Below are 18,082 nucleotides of genomic sequence, written 5' to 3'. Positions count from 1 at the left end.
TGACAATCAGAATAATTTAATAAAAAGTAAATCTTACCAAATTAAGAATTAATTGCCTTTACACCAGGCAATTCCTTTCCTTCCATATATTCCAGCAATGCGCCACCACCGGTAGACACATAACTCACCTGATCTTCCAGATTAAATTTAGCAATCGCAGCTGCAGAATCACCTCCCCCGATAAGGGAAAAAGCACCATTATCCTGCGTTGCAGCAACAACCGCATCCGCAATAGCACGTGTTCCATGAGCAAAATTATCCATTTCAAAAACTCCCATAGGACCATTCCAAAGCAATGTCTTAGAATTTTTGATGATATCAGAAAACAAGGCAATAGATTTTGGACCAATATCCAATCCCATCCAATCCTGAGGGATCTGACCAGAATCTACATCCTTCTTTTGAGCCTCATTATCAAATTTATCAGCAATGACTGTGTCCACCGGCAAAACAAGGTTAACACCTTTTGCCTTAGCCTTTTCCATCAATTCTAAACACAATGCCATCCGATCTTCTTCAAGAAGTGAGGTACCGATCTCACCACCCTGTGCTTTAGCAAAAGTATAAGCCATACCGCCTCCAATGATCAGGTTATCAACTTTTTCAAGCAAACTTTCAATCAGCAAAATTTTATCTGAAACTTTAGCGCCACCCATAATAGCAGTGAAAGGCTTAACAGCGCCGTGATTTACTTTTTCGGCATTTTTCAATTCTTCAGCCATCAGGTAACCAAAGTACTTGGCATGAGGAAAAAATTCAGCAACAATTGCAGTAGATGCGTGAGCACGATGAGCTGTACCAAAAGCATCATTTACATAAACATCACCTAATCTGGCCAATTTTTCTGCAAAATCACGATCTCCTTTTTCCTCCTCTTTGTAAAAACGAAGGTTTTCTAACAACAATACTTGTCCCGGCTCCAGATTTTTCGCTTTTTCAACAGCTGATTCACCAATACAATCATCAGCAAATTTCACCTCCAGATCCAGCATCCTGGAAAGATCACCAAGAATATGTTTTAAAGAATATTTATCTTCAGGACCACCCTTTGGTCTTCCTAAATGAGACATCAAGATTACAGCACCACCATCATTTAAAATCTTGTTAATAGTAGGTAATGCAGCACGCATCCTTTTATCATCTGTAATATTAAAATCCTTATCCAAAGGCACATTGAAATCTACCCTTACAAGAGCCTTTTTATCGTTAAAATCGCATTGGTCTATTGTCTTCATATTCTATTTAAGTTGTACATCATATTAAAGTGCATACCTATTCCCGGGACCTCAAATTCATCAGAGATCAATTCAAATCCCTGTTTTTTATAAAAGCCAACCGCAGAACTGCGTGCGTTGCACCAAATATAAGAAGCATTCTCAGCTATTAGCTTATCTATTGCAAAATTTATAATTTGAGCTCCATAACCTTTGCCTGCAAAAGCAGAATCTGTTGCCATTCCTCTTAAGCGATATCCACCCGCCCCCTGATCCGGATAATCTTCAGGAAAGAACGTGGCAATACATACCAGCTTTTCTTTCACAAATCTCCCAAGGTGAAACCCCTCGCCATCAGTAGGAAAAATACAATCATCCTCAGAGGCACCATTTCTAAGCACTGTACTCCTTAGTGATAGCGTATCTTTATCCGTAATTAATTTAATCATAAAGTTCAGCAATTTTTAAAACCAGATCCACCAGCCTCGCAGAATAACCTGATTCATTATCGTACCAGCCAACAACCTTAACCAAATCTCCAACAATAGAAGTTAACTGGGCATCAAAAATACAAGAATGGGGATTATCTAAAATATCAACAGAAACAATCGGATCCTCTGTATATTCCAGAATAGCACTCATCTCATTTTCAGAAACTTTTCTAAAAGCTGCATTAATTTCTTCAATAGTTGTAGGATTCTTTAAAATACAGGTAAAATCAGTCAAAGAACCATTCAAGACCGGTACTCTGATCCCGGCTCCGCCGAGTTTCCCGTCCAAATGAGGAAAAACATGTGTAATCGCCTTCGCCGCCCCTGTAGAAGTAGGTATTATAGAAGCAGAAGCTGCGCGCGCCCTTCTTAAATCTTTATGTGGTGCATCATGCAAATTCTGATCCCCAGTCATCGAATGTACGGTTGTAATATAGCCATCTAATATTCCCCAATTGTCATCCAGCACCTTAACCATTGGCGCTACATTATTGGTCGTACAGGAAGCATTGGAAATCACATCCGCTTTCAGATCAATTTCCTCATCATTTACACCAAGTATCACCATTGGAATATCTTTATCTGATGCCGGTGCTGAAATCAATACCTGTTTCGCTCCCGCCTGCAGGTGCAATGACGCTGCTGTCCTTGAGGTATGCTTACCGGTAGACTCTAATACCAGATCTATTCCTAATTCAGCCCAGGGCAGTTCATTTGCATTTGGATTGGAATATACCAAAATCCGCTTACCATTAATCAGCAGCGCTTCTTTATCAAAAGAGACTTCACCTTTAAACCCACGATGTACGGTATCATATTTAAACAGATGTGCAAGGGTTGCCGGGTCTGCCAGATCATTGATCGCAATCACATCAACCCCTCTATCTATTGCCGTACGTAGGAAAACACGCCCGATTCTACCGAAACCATTTATCGCTATCTTCATGAACACAGTTAATTTTTCCGCAAAAGTACCTATATTCTATCTAGGTAGGTTAGATATTTCTAATTATGTCTTTTTAGTAGAAAAACTGCTTAATTTTTCTAAGCTTTTTACAAATTGTAATCAGTACAGGCCAGTGAAATCCATGCAGTAACAGCGATCTGTAGTCGTGTATACAAGCCCATAAGAATGGTTTTACACCTGCATTACTCATCCCTCCTTTACGCATCTTCACCAGTAATTGATCTATATATACCAGACTTGTTCCATATGAACAAAACAATCTTAGAATAAATTCATAATCTGCTGAAGTACCAAAATTCATTGAATAGTTCCCACAACGATCATAGAGATCTCTATACAGGTATAAAGTAGGATGCGGAGGCATCCATCCTCTTTTAAGCTTTTCCGGACTGAATTCTCCAGGCTTCCAGCTCCTTACTACTTTTCCAATGTCTTTCCTGTCCGTGTATTCCAAATTCCCATATATCCCATAACACAGTGTTTCCATAAATTTACGGACAACAATAGAAATCGTTTCAGGCGCGGCAAGGACGTCATCTGCGTTTAGTATTCCTATAATATCTCCCGTTGCCAGGGCAATCCCCTTATTAAGCCCATCATAAAAACCCTGATCTTTTTGGGTGACAAAGACATGAATACGATCCTGGTACTGTTGAATAACATCTAATGTACCATCCGTAGAACCCCCATCTATTACGATATACTCAATTTCGGGATAGTCCTGCCCGATAACAGCTAGAATACAATCACCAATATAATCTTTGCAATTTAAAACAACACTCACTATACTAACTTTCATTTATTATTAATAGTTTTACTTTAAATATAAAAATTAAAACTAATAAATTAAATAAAAGAATAAAATGACACCTTAACAAGGCTAAAATTAATTTAATGGAAAATTTAAACCATCATTTAAAAACATGGGATTTGATCCTGAAAAAGTGGAATTATATTGCAGCGGTTATGGCTATATCTATCGGTTTAGCCTTTCTGTTCCAATATACAAGTACCTCTATATACTGCGCTAGCGCATCTCTGAAACTCGAGGACCGAAGATCTGAGCTTTCTGAACTCATCACCATCAGAAATACTTATGACCGAAATAGCAAAAGTGAAGCAGAGAAAACAATAATGACATCAAGAAATGTAATCGGGAAAGCCATAACTGCCTTGAATTACAAAATTTCTTTTTTTGTATCGCATCCATTTAGGATGATCAACCTCTATCCGGCCCAGCCCCTAGATATACAAATCCTGGAATTAAGTGGAAAAAACTACAACAAAATACTTTTTAAATTTGAACCCGTCAGCAGAAAGGCCTTCCAACTCTCGTACCTGTTGGCAGGAAAGAAAACCATCCGAAAGTATGCGTATAACTCAATAGTCGTACTTCCAGGCCTGCTTTTTCGGATTCTTAATCCACGGAAAAATATTTCGCAGCACTATCACTTCAAATTCAATGAAGAAACCAACCTCCTTAAATACATCATCGAAAAACTGAAAGTTGACGACAATCAAAACACAAATATTCTTAAGCTTCAATTTAGCGATCCGAATCCTTTCCTTGCCAGGGATATCCTAAACGCTATCCTTAATGAATATCAAAAGTACGACAAATCACAACGTAGTGCGCCCAGCAAACAAACCTCCCTGTTTATAGACACCTTGTTAAAAAAAATGGCCATCGTACTTTTTCGTTCCTCATCGGAAATACAAAACTTCAAAACTGCCCGCGGTTTTTCAGATATCTCTTCCAGCGCAAAAGAAATGATCACTAAATTATCTGATCTTGAAAAAGAAAAACAGCAGTTATCTATCCTGAACCTGATCAACAGGGAGGTCCTTAAAAGCTTAAATCAGCCAATCTCAACAGATAAATTGAATTATAATTTGCAAGGCATCCAAGACCCCCAGCTGATCGCACTTCTGCACAATTACAACTCCCTTCTACAGAAAAAAACAGAGCTTCTGCTGCTTTACAAGCCCGAAGCCTCTCCCGTTATTTATGTAGAAAACCAAATCAGCAATATCAAACAATCTATTCAATCCACCTTAAAAAATCAGGAGCAACAATATGGAAAACTCATTTCTTACTTCTCTCATCAAACTGCCGGACTCCGCAAAACGCTGCATTCATTTCCGAAAACAGAAAAAGATTTTATACAACTACAGTCTGACTTTGAAGTAAATCAGAAAGTTTACAATTACCTTTCAGAAAAAAAACTGGAAGCAGGCATCGCCGCAGCCGCAATTATATCAGGAATACAGATTATAGACTATGCATCCCTACCAGATGAACCTGTATATCCTATTTCAATTCAAATCTACACCGACTTCGTGCTTGGAGGTTTTCTAACAGGTTTGCTCCTCATCTTCCTGCAACACAAATTAAACACCCGGTTATATGACACTTCATTAGTGAAAGAACTCAGTTCTCTTCCAATAATAGGTTATATAAGAACAGATTCAAAAAAAAGAAGGCTTACATCTGTTCTTTCTATAGAAGACCCCCGCTCCCATTTCTCAGAATCCATAAAAGCACTCCGTATTAATCTCGATTACCTCTGTACAGAAAGTAGCAATAAGGTGATCTGTATAACTTCAGGCAATTCGGGAGAAGGCAAATCATTTGTTTCATTGAATCTTGCTGCTTCATTAAGCTTAATCGATAAAAAAGTATGTATGATTGCTACAGATCTGAGAAAGTCAGCGCTACATCTCGATTTATCCATCAGCAACCATTATGGCCTGAGCAATTATCTTTCCGGACAGCAGACAACTTCTCAAATCTGCCACAAGACCTTTATCAATAATCTCAGTTTCATTCCCTCCGGGCCTGTCCCACCTAATCCCTCCGAACTGCTGCAACACCCAAGAATGAAGGCGCTTATAGCAGAACTAAAGAAGACCTACGATTATATCCTCCTCGATTCAGCTCCGGTTGGCCTGGTCTCAGACACCGTTCCCCTACTTAAGATATCAGATATTAACCTCTTTATCCTTAGATACGGAATATCCAAAAAATATTCTGCTACCCTGCCCGAAAAACTACTTAAAGAGTTCAGGTTACCCAATATCTCTCTAATACTAAACGGCTTCGAGAAAGATCATTTTCAACAAGAATACTATAACCTACCCGATAACTACAGCAAAGATCTATGAAAAGAAAACATGATATCCTATTCCTTACGCTAAGTAGCTTTTGCGACACCGGAGGAATTCAGAAAGTATGCCGGACGTTGAGCAAAGCCCTGTCAGATATTTGTGCAGAAAGAAACTCCGCACTGCAGGTCTTTTCCTTAAAAGACCAAACCACACAAGCAGATTCCAGATATATACCATCCGCACAGTTCAAGGGGTTTAACAATCAAAAATTATTGTTCACACTGCATGCTATTGCAAAGAGTTCGTCACACCCAAATATCCTTCTAAGTCACATCCACCTGCTTCCTATAGCTTTAATGATCAAAATTTTAAGGCCAAACACCAGGATCATCCTTCTCGCACATGGAATTGAAATCTGGGGAAAGCTTTCTAAATGGAAGGTATTGTTTATAAAGCAATACATTCAAATTTGGTGCGTAAGCCATTTCACAGCAGAAACAATCAAAAAAAAACACGGCATCACAGGACAGAATGCTTTCGTATTGAACAACTGCCTGGATCCTTATTTCAACATTCCAGGAATACTTCATAAACCTGGCTACCTGCTTTCGCATTACAACTTACAACCCGCACAACCCCTACTATTAAGTATCTGCAGACTCGGTTCAAATGAACGTGATAAAGGTTATTTGAATGTGATACGAATACTAAAGAGATTAAGAGAGAGATTTCCCAACATATGTTACCTCCTGGGCGGACTCCCGGACAAAGAAGAAAAGGCTTTCCTGCAGGAACTGATCAGGAAAGAAAGCTTACAAAATCATATCAAAATAATTGGCTTTATTCCCGAAAAGACACTTACAGATCACTATTTACTATGTGATATTTTTGTCCTTCCAAGCAAAAAAGAAGGATTCGGCCTTGTTTTTACAGAAGCTGCTGCTACAGGTTGCCGAATTATCTGTGGCAACAAAGACGGCAGTAAAGAAGCAATAGCCAATGGTGCACTGGGTACATTAATAGATCCGGACGACCTGGAAACACTTCATCACACGATTTTGAGCCATCTTGAGGAGGCAACACCACAGGAAACAGCCTATGCACGACAACATCTGTGTCTTCTTTATTTCAATTACCCTCAATACAAATATCATCTTAAAAACCTGTTAGACCGTGATTAAAGAACTGCAAATGGGACTGGCCATTATAATCAGTCATCCCATTCAATACTATGCTCCATTCTTCCAACTACTGGCAAAAAGGACCCCACTTAAAGTATTTTACACCTGTGGAACGACCTCTCTTTACGACAGAAAGTTTCTTTGTCAGGTCAACTGGGATATTCCTCTCCTGGAAGGATACGATTACACCTTCCTGAAAAACACAGCCAAACACCCAGGAACGCACCATTTTTTGGGAATCATCAATCCAGATGCCTTCCACCAAATCGAAGAATTCAACCCCCGGCACCTGTTGATTTATGGCTGGTCAAATCTAAGTCATTTCAAAATTATAAGGCATTTTGAAGGCAAAGTTAAAATCATTTTCAGGGGAGACTCCATTTTACCTGGTAAATACCCATTATGGAAAAGACCTTTCAAAAAGATCTTCCTCACCTGGCTATATAGTCATGCAGACACCATACTATACGCAGGAACCAACAACAAGGCTTATTTTAAGTATTATGGTGTTAAGGAAGAAAAACTCCATTTTCTTCCACATAGTGTAGACAACGAACGCTTCAATTCAACCGGCTCGGGTACATTCATCCGCAAAAGTCTTGGGTTAAAAGAAACAGACAGCCTCCTTCTTTTCGCCGGAAAATTCAACAAAGGAAAGAACCCGATATTACTTCTAAAAGCATTCAGAAAATTGAACAAAAAGAACCACCATCTTCTTTACATTGGTTCCGGACCACTTCAAACCCTTCTAGAAAAAGAAGCTAAAACACACCCGAACATCCATATCCTCCCTTTTCAAAATCAAAAAAACATGCCCTCCTTTTATAAAGCATGCAATCTTTTTTGTTTGCCCTCTTTACATGAAACCTGGGGTCTTTCTATTAATGAAGCCATGGCTTGCGGCAAAGCAGTACTGGTATCCGACCAGTGTGGCGCTGCTACTGACCTTGTTACAGCAACTAATGGAATGGTCTTTAAAAATAATGATCTGAATGATTTGACTACAAAACTCGACCAGCTTCTTCAGTGTAATGAAGAACTTGAAAGGGCAGGCATCGCTTCAGCCGAACTCATCTCTAAATGGAACTTTTATGAACAAGTTAAAAGCACACTAAAATGTCTTTAACATCCTCTACGAAAATTCAGAACTTATTTACAATTGCCATACCCTGGCTCATTTCACTCGCATTAGCACATCACCCTGTTCTGTCCTATCTAATTGCCTTTTCAGGATCCTGGTTTATCTTTTACTACACACTTTTTTCGCCATGGAAATACACAAACAGCAACCAAACACAGGTTTTGCAGGTTATGCGCCCCATTGTTCTGATACAACTCATTTTTGCAGGTTTCATGTGTTGCACCTCCATATTCTACTTTGCAGATCATATTGGGTACAAATACTTGGAGTCGGTAAAAGGTAATTTCATTATTAGCCCACAAACTTTTATAATCGCTAAATCCCAGCAAATAGCCCTTCTTGGACATATCGGATTAGTTACAGGTATACAGTATCAAACCAAAACTCTGTTTCAGAAATACCAATGTACAATGCAGTTGACTCCGCTATTGATCCGCCTGTATTTCATCTCTTTCCTCTGTACTTTAGTACTGGATCACTATCCCTCATTTCTGCAAATCAAATACTATTTACTCCATTTATCTGCATGCTGTCTTTCTTACTTATTCATCTCCGGATTTTTCCACAGGAGACCATTTCAGATAACACTTGCCGGAGCAGCCCTCAGTTTACAACTCTTAAGTGAAACATTAAGTGGCTACAAAGAAAGTCTCCTTGTTAACCTGCTGCTGATCGGCTTCATATCCTTCCCCTACTTTAGAAAAACAGTTCTAATCTTCTTCCTTCCCTTGCTCTACCTCTTGTTATACACCTTGCCTACCCTCAGCCTGATGATCAGGACTTCATCCTGGAATAATCACAAACCATCAAAGGATGTCCGTCGGGAAGCATTCGAATTTCTGCTTAGTGGTTCCGAAGGAGCCAAGATCAGTGATAACAATTGGAATTTCTTAACCTACCGTTTCAGTGAAACAGATATGTTTTGCCAGTATATCAAATCCGTACCAGACCAGCAACCCTATTATGGCTTCGAAATTTTAAGAAACTCCTTCTATGCCTTAATTCCAAGAACTTTCTGGAGTCAAAAACCCAATACAGAGAAAGTCTCTATGGAAAGGGTATATACCTGCGGAGCTGTAAACCGTTTATCTGCAGCTTCTGCGAAGACCCGGCCAGTAACCGATGCCTATCTGAGTGGGGGTACTTTGATTGTTTTTGTAGCGATGTTCCTTTATGGTCTAATTGCCCAATGGCTTTGCAATAAAGCTGAAAACATATTTGGCGGTTATCCACTAGGATGCATTATCATCTTCAACGGCTTTTTTCAACCGCTTTGGCGCGGAAATAATTGGGAATTTCTAATCAACAACATAACATACGGCTTTTTTATGATGCTCTTGCTGTTCCATCTCCTCAAACATTTTCAAATACTTCAAAAAATTAAACCATGCTAAAAGTCCTCCAGATCACGCCATCTTATAAACCCGCTTACTTCTATGGTGGTACCATTACCTCTGTTTCTAAACTATGCGAGGAACTGGTCAAAAGCCATTTAGAAATCGAAGTTCTGACTACCAATGCCAATGGGCAATCCGCTCTGCAGACCCCAACAAATCTTACCTGTTTACTGGACAACGTTAAAGTCTGGTATTTTAAACGCCTCACAAAAGACCACAGTCATTTTTCGCCTGCTTTACTCTGGAATCTTCGAAAACAAATTAAAAACCATCGCAAACAACATTTGATTATCCATATCCATTCCTGGTGGAATATGGTTGCCATTTTATCTACAGCACTGGCCAGATGGTACCACATACCTGTAATTTTATCACCCAGAGGGATGCTTACCCCGTATACATTGCAAAACAGAAAATCATTGGGAAAGAAACTCTTTCATAAAGCCATTGGAAGCTGGCTACTGAAGCAATGTATTGTCCATACCACCTCAGAAAAGGAAAAGGAAGATATCCACAAGATAGGACTACGACCAAAAGAACTCTATATTATTCCCAATTTCATCAACTGTCCAAGCTCCCTTTTCCATCAGAAACAGAGCTCCAAAACTTGTTATACAACCAAAAAGAAAGCTTTCCAATTTCTATTTCTCTCCAGGATAGAAGAAAAAAAAGGACTTGATCTACTGCTTAGAGCGCTGAGCAGAACTAAATTTGCATGGAACTTATCCATAGCCGGTCAAGGTTGCCCCGATTACGTCTGGTCATTAAAGAATCTAAGCTTTCATTTAAACATACATCAGTACATCAACTGGGCAGGTTATCTCAACGAACAGGAGAAATTTGATTTTATCCAAAAACACGATCTACTGGTTTTACCTTCCCAAAATGAAAATTTCGCCAACGTGGTCATAGAAAGTCTTGCCAGTGGCACACCGGTTCTACTGACCAGAGAAGTTGGATTAGCAGCTTATGTACTTCAACATAATCTTGGCTGGATCTGCAAATCCAGTATTACAGACTTAACACATACCTTTTACAAAGCCTATAAGGATATTCAGAAAAGGGCTGAAATCAGAAAATATGCACCCAAACAAATTCTGAAAGATTTCTCCGCACCTCGTCTAACCATTCTTTATCAGGAAATGTACCAACAAACCTTAAAAAATGCAAACTGATTACACCTTTATCATCCTTACTTTCAACGAAGAAATACATCTTTCCAAACTACTGGATTCCATAAAGGGACTTCAAGCCCCCATTTTCATTTTAGACTCCGGCAGTACAGACAAAACCCTCGATATTTGCAATACCTATCAGGTTCAATATACCTGCCGCTCCTTTGACAACCATCCTAAACAATGGGACTATGCCCTCCATATCTTTCCTATACGTACACCATGGGTGATTGGACTTGATGCAGATCAAATACTTAGTCCAGAGCTGTACCTTCAGCTCAAAAACTTCAAACACCAGAACCATCATCACTTAACCGGAATCTATTTCAACAGAAAGTACCTTTTCAGAGGCCAGTGGATCAAACATGGAGGCTACTTTCCTAAATATATGCTCAAGATGTTCCGGTACAATATCGGTTATTCCGATCTCAGCCAGAATATGGACCATCGTTTTCTGGTTTCCGGACCAACGCAAATATGGAGAAAAGGATATTTGATTGAAGAAAATCTAAAAGAGAACAACATTTCCTTCTGGCTGGAAAAACACAATCGTTACAGCGATCTTCTCGCAGAAGAAGAAGTCAACCGGCTCCTATACACCCCCGTTAAAACCTGTAGAACCAACCTGTGGGCTGGCCCCAATGAACGTATAGCTTGGTTAAAACAATTGTGGAATACCTTTCCAAGATACCTTAGACCCTATCTTTACTTTGCTTTTCGTCTCTTCATCCAAAAAGGAATATTGGATGGAGCAACCGGTATCTTATACCATTTCCTCCAGGCATTCTGGTTCAGGTTAATTGTTGACATAAAAATTGAAGAACAGTTCAGATTAAAAGGCATAAAACCGCACCCCCCCATCGGCAGAAAATTTGCCTTAAGGTTTCTTCTGTTTTTCTTTTTCCTCTATATCGGTAACCTCGCCTTTATAGGAATAACAACTCCCGGAAGGTTCTACAATCAATGGTTGGACCAGCACCTCAACTATATCAGATACTGGCGTGAAATTAATATTTCCTCTTCTGCAGCCTTGTTGAACCTGATGGGATATGAAGTAAAAAAAAGTATTTTTAACCTCCATGTTACCGGCAGATCTGGTTTTCACCTGGTCTACTCTTGTCTCGGTTATGGAATCATGAGTGCATTCACAGCGTTTGTCATGGCTTACTCCAAATCCATTAAATCTAAATTACTATTCCTGCTGTTAGGGGCAGCAAGCTTCCAAAGTCTCAATCTACTCCGCCTGTTGCTCATTACACTCTACTGGCGGCCAGGCTATAGGATAAACCTACATTTTCTATTCAACCTCATTACCTACAGTATCATGGGGTTCCTGATCATGACATGGGTACGTTCTAAGAACCAATATGGAAACAAAACTAAGAAAAGCCTTTAACAAAGGATCCTATCATCCGGGGGCAGGTAAACTTAAAATCAGCCTCTGGTATTTGACCAGCTTGTTGTTGTTCAGGTCCGGCCTGCTTCCATGCAGCACCTTGCTCGTCGGCATACTACAGTTATTTGGTGCAAAAATCGGGAAAGACGTACGCATCAAACCCTTTATCCACATTAAATATCCATGGAAATTTTCATTAGGCAACCACTCCTGGCTCTCGGATTGTTACATAGAAAACCTGGAAGAGGTCCATATAGGAAACAACGTTTGTATTTCGCAGAAAGCTATATTGCTCACAGGAAATCACGATTACACAAAAAGTACCTTTGACCTCCGCAATGCAGGAATTACAGTAGAAGATGGCGCATGGATAGGAACTGGGGCAATCGTATGCCCGGGTATTACAGTCGGAGCACATGCTGTATTGACAGTAGGTTCAGTAGCCACCTCTAATTTGGATACATTTACAATTTATTCAGGAAATCCGGCCATTAAAATCAAAGAAAGAATAATTACATAGTCAGTTTCAGCTGTTTATTACCCCCTCAATAATAGTTTTTAACTGACTAGCCTGTATAACCCCAGACTGTCTCCATTTGATCTGCCCCCCCTTAAATAAAATTAAGGTAGGTACACCCTGAATCTGATAGATCTTCGAAACAGAAGGGTTCTTATCCACATCCACTTTAAGTATCGTTGCCTTATCTCCGATCATCCCCTTAAGCTGACCTAATATCGGTGCCATCATTTTACAAGGACCACACCATTCAGCAGAAAAATCAACCAAAACAGGTTTATCCGATTTTATAATTTCTGAAAAATTTGCCATCGTACTCTAATTTAGAACTGTAAAAGTAGGAACAATAAACAAACCTTCTGGTTTTAATTGTTTACAGACTCTCCAATATTAAAATCTTATTTTAATATAAAACCCTATTTTTGCCATACGCCCTAAATAGATACACTATGCAGAAATCTCCTATTGATAAAATTATAGCCCCGGTTAGCAAATTTATCCACCTGGAGTATACCAGTGGAATTGTTCTGCTGATCAGTGTTGTTGCAGCAATTATTTGGGCAAATTCACCATATCACAATTCTTACCACCAGGTTTGGGATCTCCATTTGTCAGTAGGCTTTGATAAACATGTATTCGATCAACCCCTGCACATCTGGATCAACGATGGCTTAATGGCTATTTTCTTTTTTGTCATTGGACTGGAGCTCAAAAGGGAATTTATGGACGGAGAACTTTCCAGTATAAAAAAAGCCTCCTTACCGATGATGGCCGCACTCGGCGGAATGATCGTTCCCGCACTGATTTATTTTTTCATAAATAAAGGAATGGAATCCGAACACGGCTGGGGGATTCCAATGGCTACAGACATTGCCTTTGCCCTTGCTCTGCTATCCATGGCGGGAAAACATATCCCATCTTCTGTAAAAGTATTCTTATCTGCCTTAGCTGTGGCCGATGATCTTGGGGCAGTCCTGGTCATCGCTTTTTTTTACAGTTCTGACTTAAACTTCATTCCACTTGGTATAGCCGGACTCTTTCTGGTGATCATGATGATTGGAAACCTTCTGGGCATCAGAAGCAGTGCATTTTATCTGATCATGGGGCTCGTGGTCTGGATGGGCTTCCTTCTTTCGGGGGTTCATGCCACGATTGCCGGCGTATTGGTTGCCTTTACCATTCCAGCCTCTACAAAGATCGACGAACTGATGTATGCAAAAAAACTTAAAAAACTTGCTGCAGATTTTGAGCAGGAAATTCCCAGCAACAGTACATTGACCACCCCTCAGCAGCATCAGACTATTGAAGAGATCAAGGCATTGAGTACCGCCGCAGAAACTCCTTTACAAAAGATTGAACATACCCTTCATCCCTGGGTGGCTTTTATTATAATGCCCCTATTTGCATTAGCCAACTCAGGCATGGTCATAGGATCCGATTTTTTCAGTGCATTACTAAACCCTGTGAGTATGGGGGTTACCACCGGCCTCATTGTGGGCAAATTTACCGGCATTTTACTCTTTACCTGGCTCATGGTGAAGTTAAAGATCTCCCGTCTTCCAGACCAGGCCAACTGGACCCACATTACGGGGGTCGCCTTATTAGCTGGCGTAGGCTTTACCATGTCTCTGTTCATTAGCAATCTCGCCTTCACAAGTGAGACCATGATCAACCAAGCTAAATACGGCATCCTGCTTGCCTCTGTTGTTGCAGGTATTTTAGGCACCATCGCCCTCAAAAGAACATCCGTTTCCAAAAAGAGCTAATATTTTTATAATTTTATGATCAGTAACAAACAACTTTTCCTTCTCAACAACGCGCAAACTTCCACCAGTCCTAACTTACTGGAAATCGATTACGCAGAAGGAATCTATTTATACGATAAACAGAATAAATCCTATATTGATCTGGTTTCCGGTTTTGCAGTGAGCAATATCGGACACCGACATCCAAAAGTAATCGATGCCATAAAAGCACAACTGGATAAATACATGCACCTCACTGTCTATGGAGAATATGTACAAAGTCCAATGATCCTGTTTGCGCAAAAACTCATCTCCGTATTACCAGAAACATTGAACAATGTCTATTTTGTCAATTCTGGTGCAGAAGCTACAGAAGGCGCTTTAAAACTCGCCAAAAGATATACTGGCAGAAGTGGTATTATTTCCTGCTTCAATTCCTATCATGGCAGCACTCATGGTGCATTAAGTGTCATGGGAAACGAGCATTATAAACAAGCTTACCGTCCACTTCTTCCTAATGTACAATTTATCCACTTCAATGAAGAAGCAGAACTTACCATGATCACAGAGGAAACCGCTTGTGTGATCATAGAAACCGTTCAGGGAGAAGCCGGCATCCGGGTTCCGTCCGAAAATTACATGAGCAAACTTCGCAACCGCTGCACAGAAGTTGGCGCTTTGCTGATTCTCGATGAAATTCAGGCCGCATTTGGTCGTACCGGCCAATTATTTGCCTTTGAGAATTTTGGTATCGTTCCTGATATTTTATTACTGGCCAAAGCCTTGGGTGGAGGTATGCCAATCGGTGCCTTTATTGCCAATAAAGAAGTTATGGGTGTACTTAAAGAAAACCCGATCCTTGGACACATCACTACATTTGGCGGCCACCCTGTTTCCTGCAGTGCAGGTCTCGCCAGTCTGGAGGTTATACTGGAAGAAGAATTGGTTAAAGACGTCAATAAAAAAGGAGAACTTTTTCGTACGCTTCTTGTCCATCCGCTAATTAAAGAAGTTCGCGGTAAAGGTTTAATGCTGAGCATTCAGCTGGACAGCTTTGAGCAGGTAGAAAAAGTAAGTACCCTATGTAGAGAACGCGGTGTGGTGATCGACTGGTTTTTACATTGTGAAACCGCCATGCGGATCGCCCCTCCTTTAATTATTAAAGAAGAGGAGATCCGTCAGGTTTGCAGCGTCATTTTAGAGGTAATGGATCTTATAGCCTAAAAGGCTATAAGATCCATTACCAACTATTTGTAAATCATAGAAAGCTTTTTTTCTAAAGCCTCCCCGCGCAGATCTTTTGCAATGATCTTTCCGTTTCTATCCACCAGGAAATTGGTTGGAATAGATCTGATCCCGTATTCCTTAGCCAGGTTACTTTTCCAGCCTTTTAGATCAGATACATGTATCCAGGTTAGTTTGTCTGCATCAATAGCTTTTATCCAAGCCTCCTTCTTATCATCCAATGAAACACCTACAATTTCAAATCCCTGGCTATGGTATTTCTCATAAGCCTTGACCAGGTTGGGGTTCTCTTTTCTGCATGGCCCGCACCAACTTGCCCAAAAATCTACCAATACCAATTTACCTTTTAAAGAAGAGAGTTTAAAACTTTTTCCTTCACGGTCAGGCAATGTAAAATCCGGTCTCACACCAACGCCTGTTTTAGCATTTACAGAAATGGCCTGTCCAAGTTCCTTACCATAAATCGTATTCTTTCCTGCAGAAGTCAAAACAGCATAGTTGCTTTGCGCTTTTTCCGGATTAGGGTAATTGACAAAACGATCTGTGATGACAAAGGGCGCAATGGCCGAAGATGGATGCCGCCTAACAAAAGCTTCCACCGAATCAACCAGCCGAAGATTCAATTGTTCAAATCCAGCATCCACAGCAGTCCTGTCTCCTTTGCCAATACTATCGGCCATTTTATAAAGACGCCCCGCCTGATTTCTGATCATTGTCCAGACCTTCATCCATTCCTCCCATACCTTTTGCTCTTTAGCCCCGGAAATTTCCACATTGTCCAGGTTTGTAAGATTTCCCTTTACCCTTATTTCTTCGTTTGGCTGCACAACCACAGTTATGTAATGTTGCTTTCCAAATCGCAAACCGTAAAGCAATGTACCCGGTATATTACCCTTAAAACTGAAACTGCCATTTTTTACCACCACAGAATCTGTCAAATTTTTACCCTGATAAGTTGCACTTAAAAAAACCTTACCACTGTCCAGTCCTTCGATATGACCGTCAATTACGTAGCTACCGGAGCTCTGCCCATGAACAGAAGCACTGCTGCAGATCATTGCAGCTACAAAGAAAACCTTCGGCACCAAATACTTCTTTATTTTTTTTAATCGGATCATTGTATCTTGTTTTTATGTGATTTAATATTTATAGGCCATATCCACTACCTTCCCAAAACCCCCAAACGTATGTGTATAGGTACCCATACTTCCGGTACTGCTAATGGTAAAATAATACACACGTCCTTCAGTACCATTCCAGGTCGCAACAACCAGCCGTGCTTTCTTCGCCGGATCAGTATCGTTTGGCGTATACTTCGCATACTTTATAGCCGTCACCTGCTCCCCGACCGGGAAGGCAAACGTTTCAACTACAGTATTTGAACTTGTCTCATAACGCGACACTCTATTGTCATTACTATAATAAATGTGTGGCGTTGAAGTTGATCCCGCGGCAGCGGTGTACAACAATATACCTGGTGCATTCATTAGGGTTTTAGACAGGGTAATATTAGGCGCCTCAGTAGTATTAGTTGTTTTATACCTCAGCAAATAAGCCTGATTGTCATCACTCTTCATCACGGCATTATACTCATGCACCACATCAGCCGAGTCCTGAAAAAGCATTGTCATTCCAACATTATTCATCTCAAATACCGTACTTACACCAGCAGTCCCTCCCGACGGAAAAGCTTCCAGAGAACCCGCTACAGGGCTCGGATTATATGCCCTGATATGGTAAAAACGCTTATCTTTATTATCATAAACAATCGCCGGATAGGTTGGACCACCAACAACAAAAGGCGCCAGAGAATAATTGTTACTGCCCTGAGGATTCAGTGCCACGTCCCCCCATTTCTTCACTCCCGGGAAACCACCGACAAGATTAGAATGAGCCTTATTATTATTAATCACGACACCCAGTGCAGGATTCCTTACCCCGCTATATACATATTGACTGGTCCAGGTCATTACCTGAGGATTTTCGACCGCAGGGGCACTAAAAAACTCATAACTGTAGTCGAACTTTTTGACCATCGTTAAATAATTATACTCCTGGCTCCCACTCTGTGCCAAAATATATAAACGTTTTCCTACAGCAGAAATATCATCTCCCACAGGGAAAGGTGTAAGTTCCAGTTTTCTAGGACCAAACAGTGGAGTTGTATTCCGGTCCGTATAAATACCATGTTCAAGCGTATGATCCGGAAATACAAAAGAAAGATCCCCCCTGCCATTCTTATCTTCCAAAACCAGCCAGCCGGTACCATACTTATTTCCAATTATAATATTATAATTAAGAAAAAAACTGACCCCGGTGCTCTTATTTTTTACGGTTAAACGCACCACATAAGGCTCCCCCAAAATAAAAGGATCACCCTTAATCTGATAGTTCAATTCATACGCATTAGAAATGATAACCCGTGGCGCAGCCAAACTTAATGCCCCATTGCTATTATACACCAGCCAGGAAAATTCAAGCTGACTGAGATCCGTTCCTACACTC

Annotated in this window: 16 protein-coding genes; 9 read left to right on the top strand and 7 right to left on the bottom strand. The window is 40.4% G+C overall.

From position 1 onward, the window contains the following. Positions 1-41: 41 nt before the first annotated feature. From pgk to DBR11_RS27760, 4 genes are all read right to left on the bottom strand, one after another. A complete protein-coding gene (pgk, locus tag DBR11_RS27775; RefSeq protein WP_108555789.1) occupies positions 42-1,235 on the bottom strand; it encodes a phosphoglycerate kinase in 1,194 nt (397 codons plus the stop codon). Then, complete coding sequence (locus DBR11_RS27770) at positions 1,232-1,663, bottom strand: GNAT family N-acetyltransferase (protein ID WP_108555788.1); 432 nt, start codon at positions 1,661-1,663, stop codon at positions 1,232-1,234. The genes pgk and DBR11_RS27770 overlap by 4 nt, the downstream gene beginning before the upstream one ends. Further along, a complete protein-coding gene (gene gap, locus DBR11_RS27765; RefSeq protein WP_108555787.1) occupies positions 1,656-2,651 on the bottom strand; it encodes a type I glyceraldehyde-3-phosphate dehydrogenase in 996 nt (331 codons plus the stop codon). Before gap ends, DBR11_RS27770 begins: the two co-directional genes overlap by 8 nt. 73 nt (positions 2,652-2,724) lie before the next feature. Further along, positions 2,725-3,471 carry a glycosyltransferase family 2 protein gene (locus DBR11_RS27760; protein WP_108555786.1) on the bottom strand — a complete coding sequence of 249 codons (747 nt, stop codon included), beginning with the start codon at positions 3,469-3,471 and terminating at the stop codon, positions 2,725-2,727. Between the two features lie 95 nt (positions 3,472-3,566). On the opposite strand from DBR11_RS27760, the gene DBR11_RS27755 reads away from it, so the two are divergent. From DBR11_RS27755 to DBR11_RS27725, 7 genes are read left to right on the top strand one after another with little or no spacing between them, the layout of a single operon-like run. After that, positions 3,567-5,837 (top strand): polysaccharide biosynthesis tyrosine autokinase, encoded by a 2,271-nt coding sequence (locus tag DBR11_RS27755; protein ID WP_108555785.1) that lies wholly within the window; start codon positions 3,567-3,569, stop codon positions 5,835-5,837. Next, positions 5,834-6,961 carry a glycosyltransferase family 4 protein gene (locus DBR11_RS27750; RefSeq protein ID WP_108555784.1) on the top strand — a complete coding sequence of 376 codons (1,128 nt, stop codon included), beginning with the start codon at positions 5,834-5,836 and terminating at the stop codon, positions 6,959-6,961. The genes DBR11_RS27755 and DBR11_RS27750 overlap by 4 nt, the downstream gene beginning before the upstream one ends. Beyond that, complete coding sequence (locus DBR11_RS27745) at positions 6,954-8,087, top strand: glycosyltransferase family 4 protein (RefSeq protein ID WP_108555783.1); 1,134 nt, start codon at positions 6,954-6,956, stop codon at positions 8,085-8,087. Before DBR11_RS27750 ends, DBR11_RS27745 begins: the two co-directional genes overlap by 8 nt. Continuing rightward, positions 8,078-9,496, top strand: coding sequence for an exosortase Y-associated Wzy-like protein (locus DBR11_RS27740; protein WP_108555782.1), 1,419 nt, complete (start codon positions 8,078-8,080; stop codon positions 9,494-9,496). Before DBR11_RS27745 ends, DBR11_RS27740 begins: the two co-directional genes overlap by 10 nt. Next, complete coding sequence (locus DBR11_RS27735) at positions 9,490-10,674, top strand: XrtY-associated glycosyltransferase XYAG1 (RefSeq protein WP_108555781.1); 1,185 nt, start codon at positions 9,490-9,492, stop codon at positions 10,672-10,674. The genes DBR11_RS27740 and DBR11_RS27735 overlap by 7 nt, the downstream gene beginning before the upstream one ends. Further along, entirely contained in the window at positions 10,664-12,070 is a 1,407-nt protein-coding gene (locus DBR11_RS27730) for a glycosyltransferase (protein ID WP_108555780.1), read from the top strand. The genes DBR11_RS27735 and DBR11_RS27730 overlap by 11 nt, the downstream gene beginning before the upstream one ends. After that, positions 12,042-12,590, top strand: coding sequence for a WcaF family extracellular polysaccharide biosynthesis acetyltransferase (locus DBR11_RS27725; protein WP_108555779.1), 549 nt, complete (start codon positions 12,042-12,044; stop codon positions 12,588-12,590). The genes DBR11_RS27730 and DBR11_RS27725 overlap by 29 nt, the downstream gene beginning before the upstream one ends. A gap of 6 nt (positions 12,591-12,596) precedes the next feature. On the opposite strand, the gene trxA is transcribed toward DBR11_RS27725, so the two are convergent. Then, positions 12,597-12,899 (bottom strand): thioredoxin, encoded by a 303-nt coding sequence (trxA, locus tag DBR11_RS27720; protein WP_108555778.1) that lies wholly within the window; start codon positions 12,897-12,899, stop codon positions 12,597-12,599. Positions 12,900-13,036: 137 nt separating this feature from the next. Here trxA and nhaA point away from each other — a divergent pair, with 137 nt between their 5' ends. Together nhaA and DBR11_RS27710 are read left to right on the top strand one after the other, a co-directional pair. Next, positions 13,037-14,353 carry a Na+/H+ antiporter NhaA gene (gene nhaA / locus DBR11_RS27715; RefSeq protein WP_108555777.1) on the top strand — a complete coding sequence of 439 codons (1,317 nt, stop codon included), beginning with the start codon at positions 13,037-13,039 and terminating at the stop codon, positions 14,351-14,353. Positions 14,354-14,368: 15 nt separating this feature from the next. Next, positions 14,369-15,556 carry an aspartate aminotransferase family protein gene (locus tag DBR11_RS27710; protein WP_108555776.1) on the top strand — a complete coding sequence of 396 codons (1,188 nt, stop codon included), beginning with the start codon at positions 14,369-14,371 and terminating at the stop codon, positions 15,554-15,556. Positions 15,557-15,579: 23 nt separating this feature from the next. Here the strand turns inward: DBR11_RS27710 and DBR11_RS27705 are convergent, their stop codons facing one another. Both DBR11_RS27705 and DBR11_RS27700 read right to left on the bottom strand, forming a co-directional pair. Beyond that, complete coding sequence (locus tag DBR11_RS27705) at positions 15,580-16,695, bottom strand: AhpC/TSA family protein (RefSeq protein WP_108555775.1); 1,116 nt, start codon at positions 16,693-16,695, stop codon at positions 15,580-15,582. Between the two features lie 21 nt (positions 16,696-16,716). Beyond that, on the bottom strand, positions 16,717-18,082 hold a 1,366-nt coding region (locus DBR11_RS27700), incomplete at its 5' end, for a PKD-like family lipoprotein (protein WP_146186694.1).

It is taken from the genome of Pedobacter sp. HMWF019, from assembly GCF_003061025.1.
In the GTDB taxonomy this organism is placed as follows: domain Bacteria; phylum Bacteroidota; class Bacteroidia; order Sphingobacteriales; family Sphingobacteriaceae; genus Pedobacter.
This window is presented reverse-complemented; position numbering and strand designations above follow the sequence as displayed.

What these genes read in the sequence shown, in the direction of transcription:
- pgk (WP_108555789.1), bottom strand. Translation starts at nt 1,235, where the DNA reads ATGAAGACAATAGACCAATGCGATTTTAACGATAAAAAGGCTCTTGTA.
- DBR11_RS27770 (WP_108555788.1), bottom strand. Translation starts at nt 1,663, where the DNA reads ATGATTAAATTAATTACGGATAAAGATACGCTATCACTAAGGAGTACA.
- gap (WP_108555787.1), bottom strand. Translation starts at nt 2,651, where the DNA reads ATGAAGATAGCGATAAATGGTTTCGGTAGAATCGGGCGTGTTTTCCTA.
- DBR11_RS27760 (WP_108555786.1), bottom strand. Translation starts at nt 3,471, where the DNA reads ATGAAAGTTAGTATAGTGAGTGTTGTTTTAAATTGCAAAGATTATATT.
- DBR11_RS27755 (WP_108555785.1), top strand. Translation starts at nt 3,567, where the DNA reads ATGGAAAATTTAAACCATCATTTAAAAACATGGGATTTGATCCTGAAA.
- DBR11_RS27750 (WP_108555784.1), top strand. Translation starts at nt 5,834, where the DNA reads ATGAAAAGAAAACATGATATCCTATTCCTTACGCTAAGTAGCTTTTGC.
- DBR11_RS27740 (WP_108555782.1), top strand. Translation starts at nt 8,078, where the DNA reads ATGTCTTTAACATCCTCTACGAAAATTCAGAACTTATTTACAATTGCC.
- DBR11_RS27735 (WP_108555781.1), top strand. Translation starts at nt 9,490, where the DNA reads ATGCTAAAAGTCCTCCAGATCACGCCATCTTATAAACCCGCTTACTTC.
- DBR11_RS27730 (WP_108555780.1), top strand. Translation starts at nt 10,664, where the DNA reads ATGCAAACTGATTACACCTTTATCATCCTTACTTTCAACGAAGAAATA.
- DBR11_RS27725 (WP_108555779.1), top strand. Translation starts at nt 12,042, where the DNA reads ATGGAAACAAAACTAAGAAAAGCCTTTAACAAAGGATCCTATCATCCG.
- trxA (WP_108555778.1), bottom strand. Translation starts at nt 12,899, where the DNA reads ATGGCAAATTTTTCAGAAATTATAAAATCGGATAAACCTGTTTTGGTT.
- nhaA (WP_108555777.1), top strand. Translation starts at nt 13,037, where the DNA reads ATGCAGAAATCTCCTATTGATAAAATTATAGCCCCGGTTAGCAAATTT.
- DBR11_RS27710 (WP_108555776.1), top strand. Translation starts at nt 14,369, where the DNA reads ATGATCAGTAACAAACAACTTTTCCTTCTCAACAACGCGCAAACTTCC.
- DBR11_RS27705 (WP_108555775.1), bottom strand. Translation starts at nt 16,695, where the DNA reads ATGATCCGATTAAAAAAAATAAAGAAGTATTTGGTGCCGAAGGTTTTC.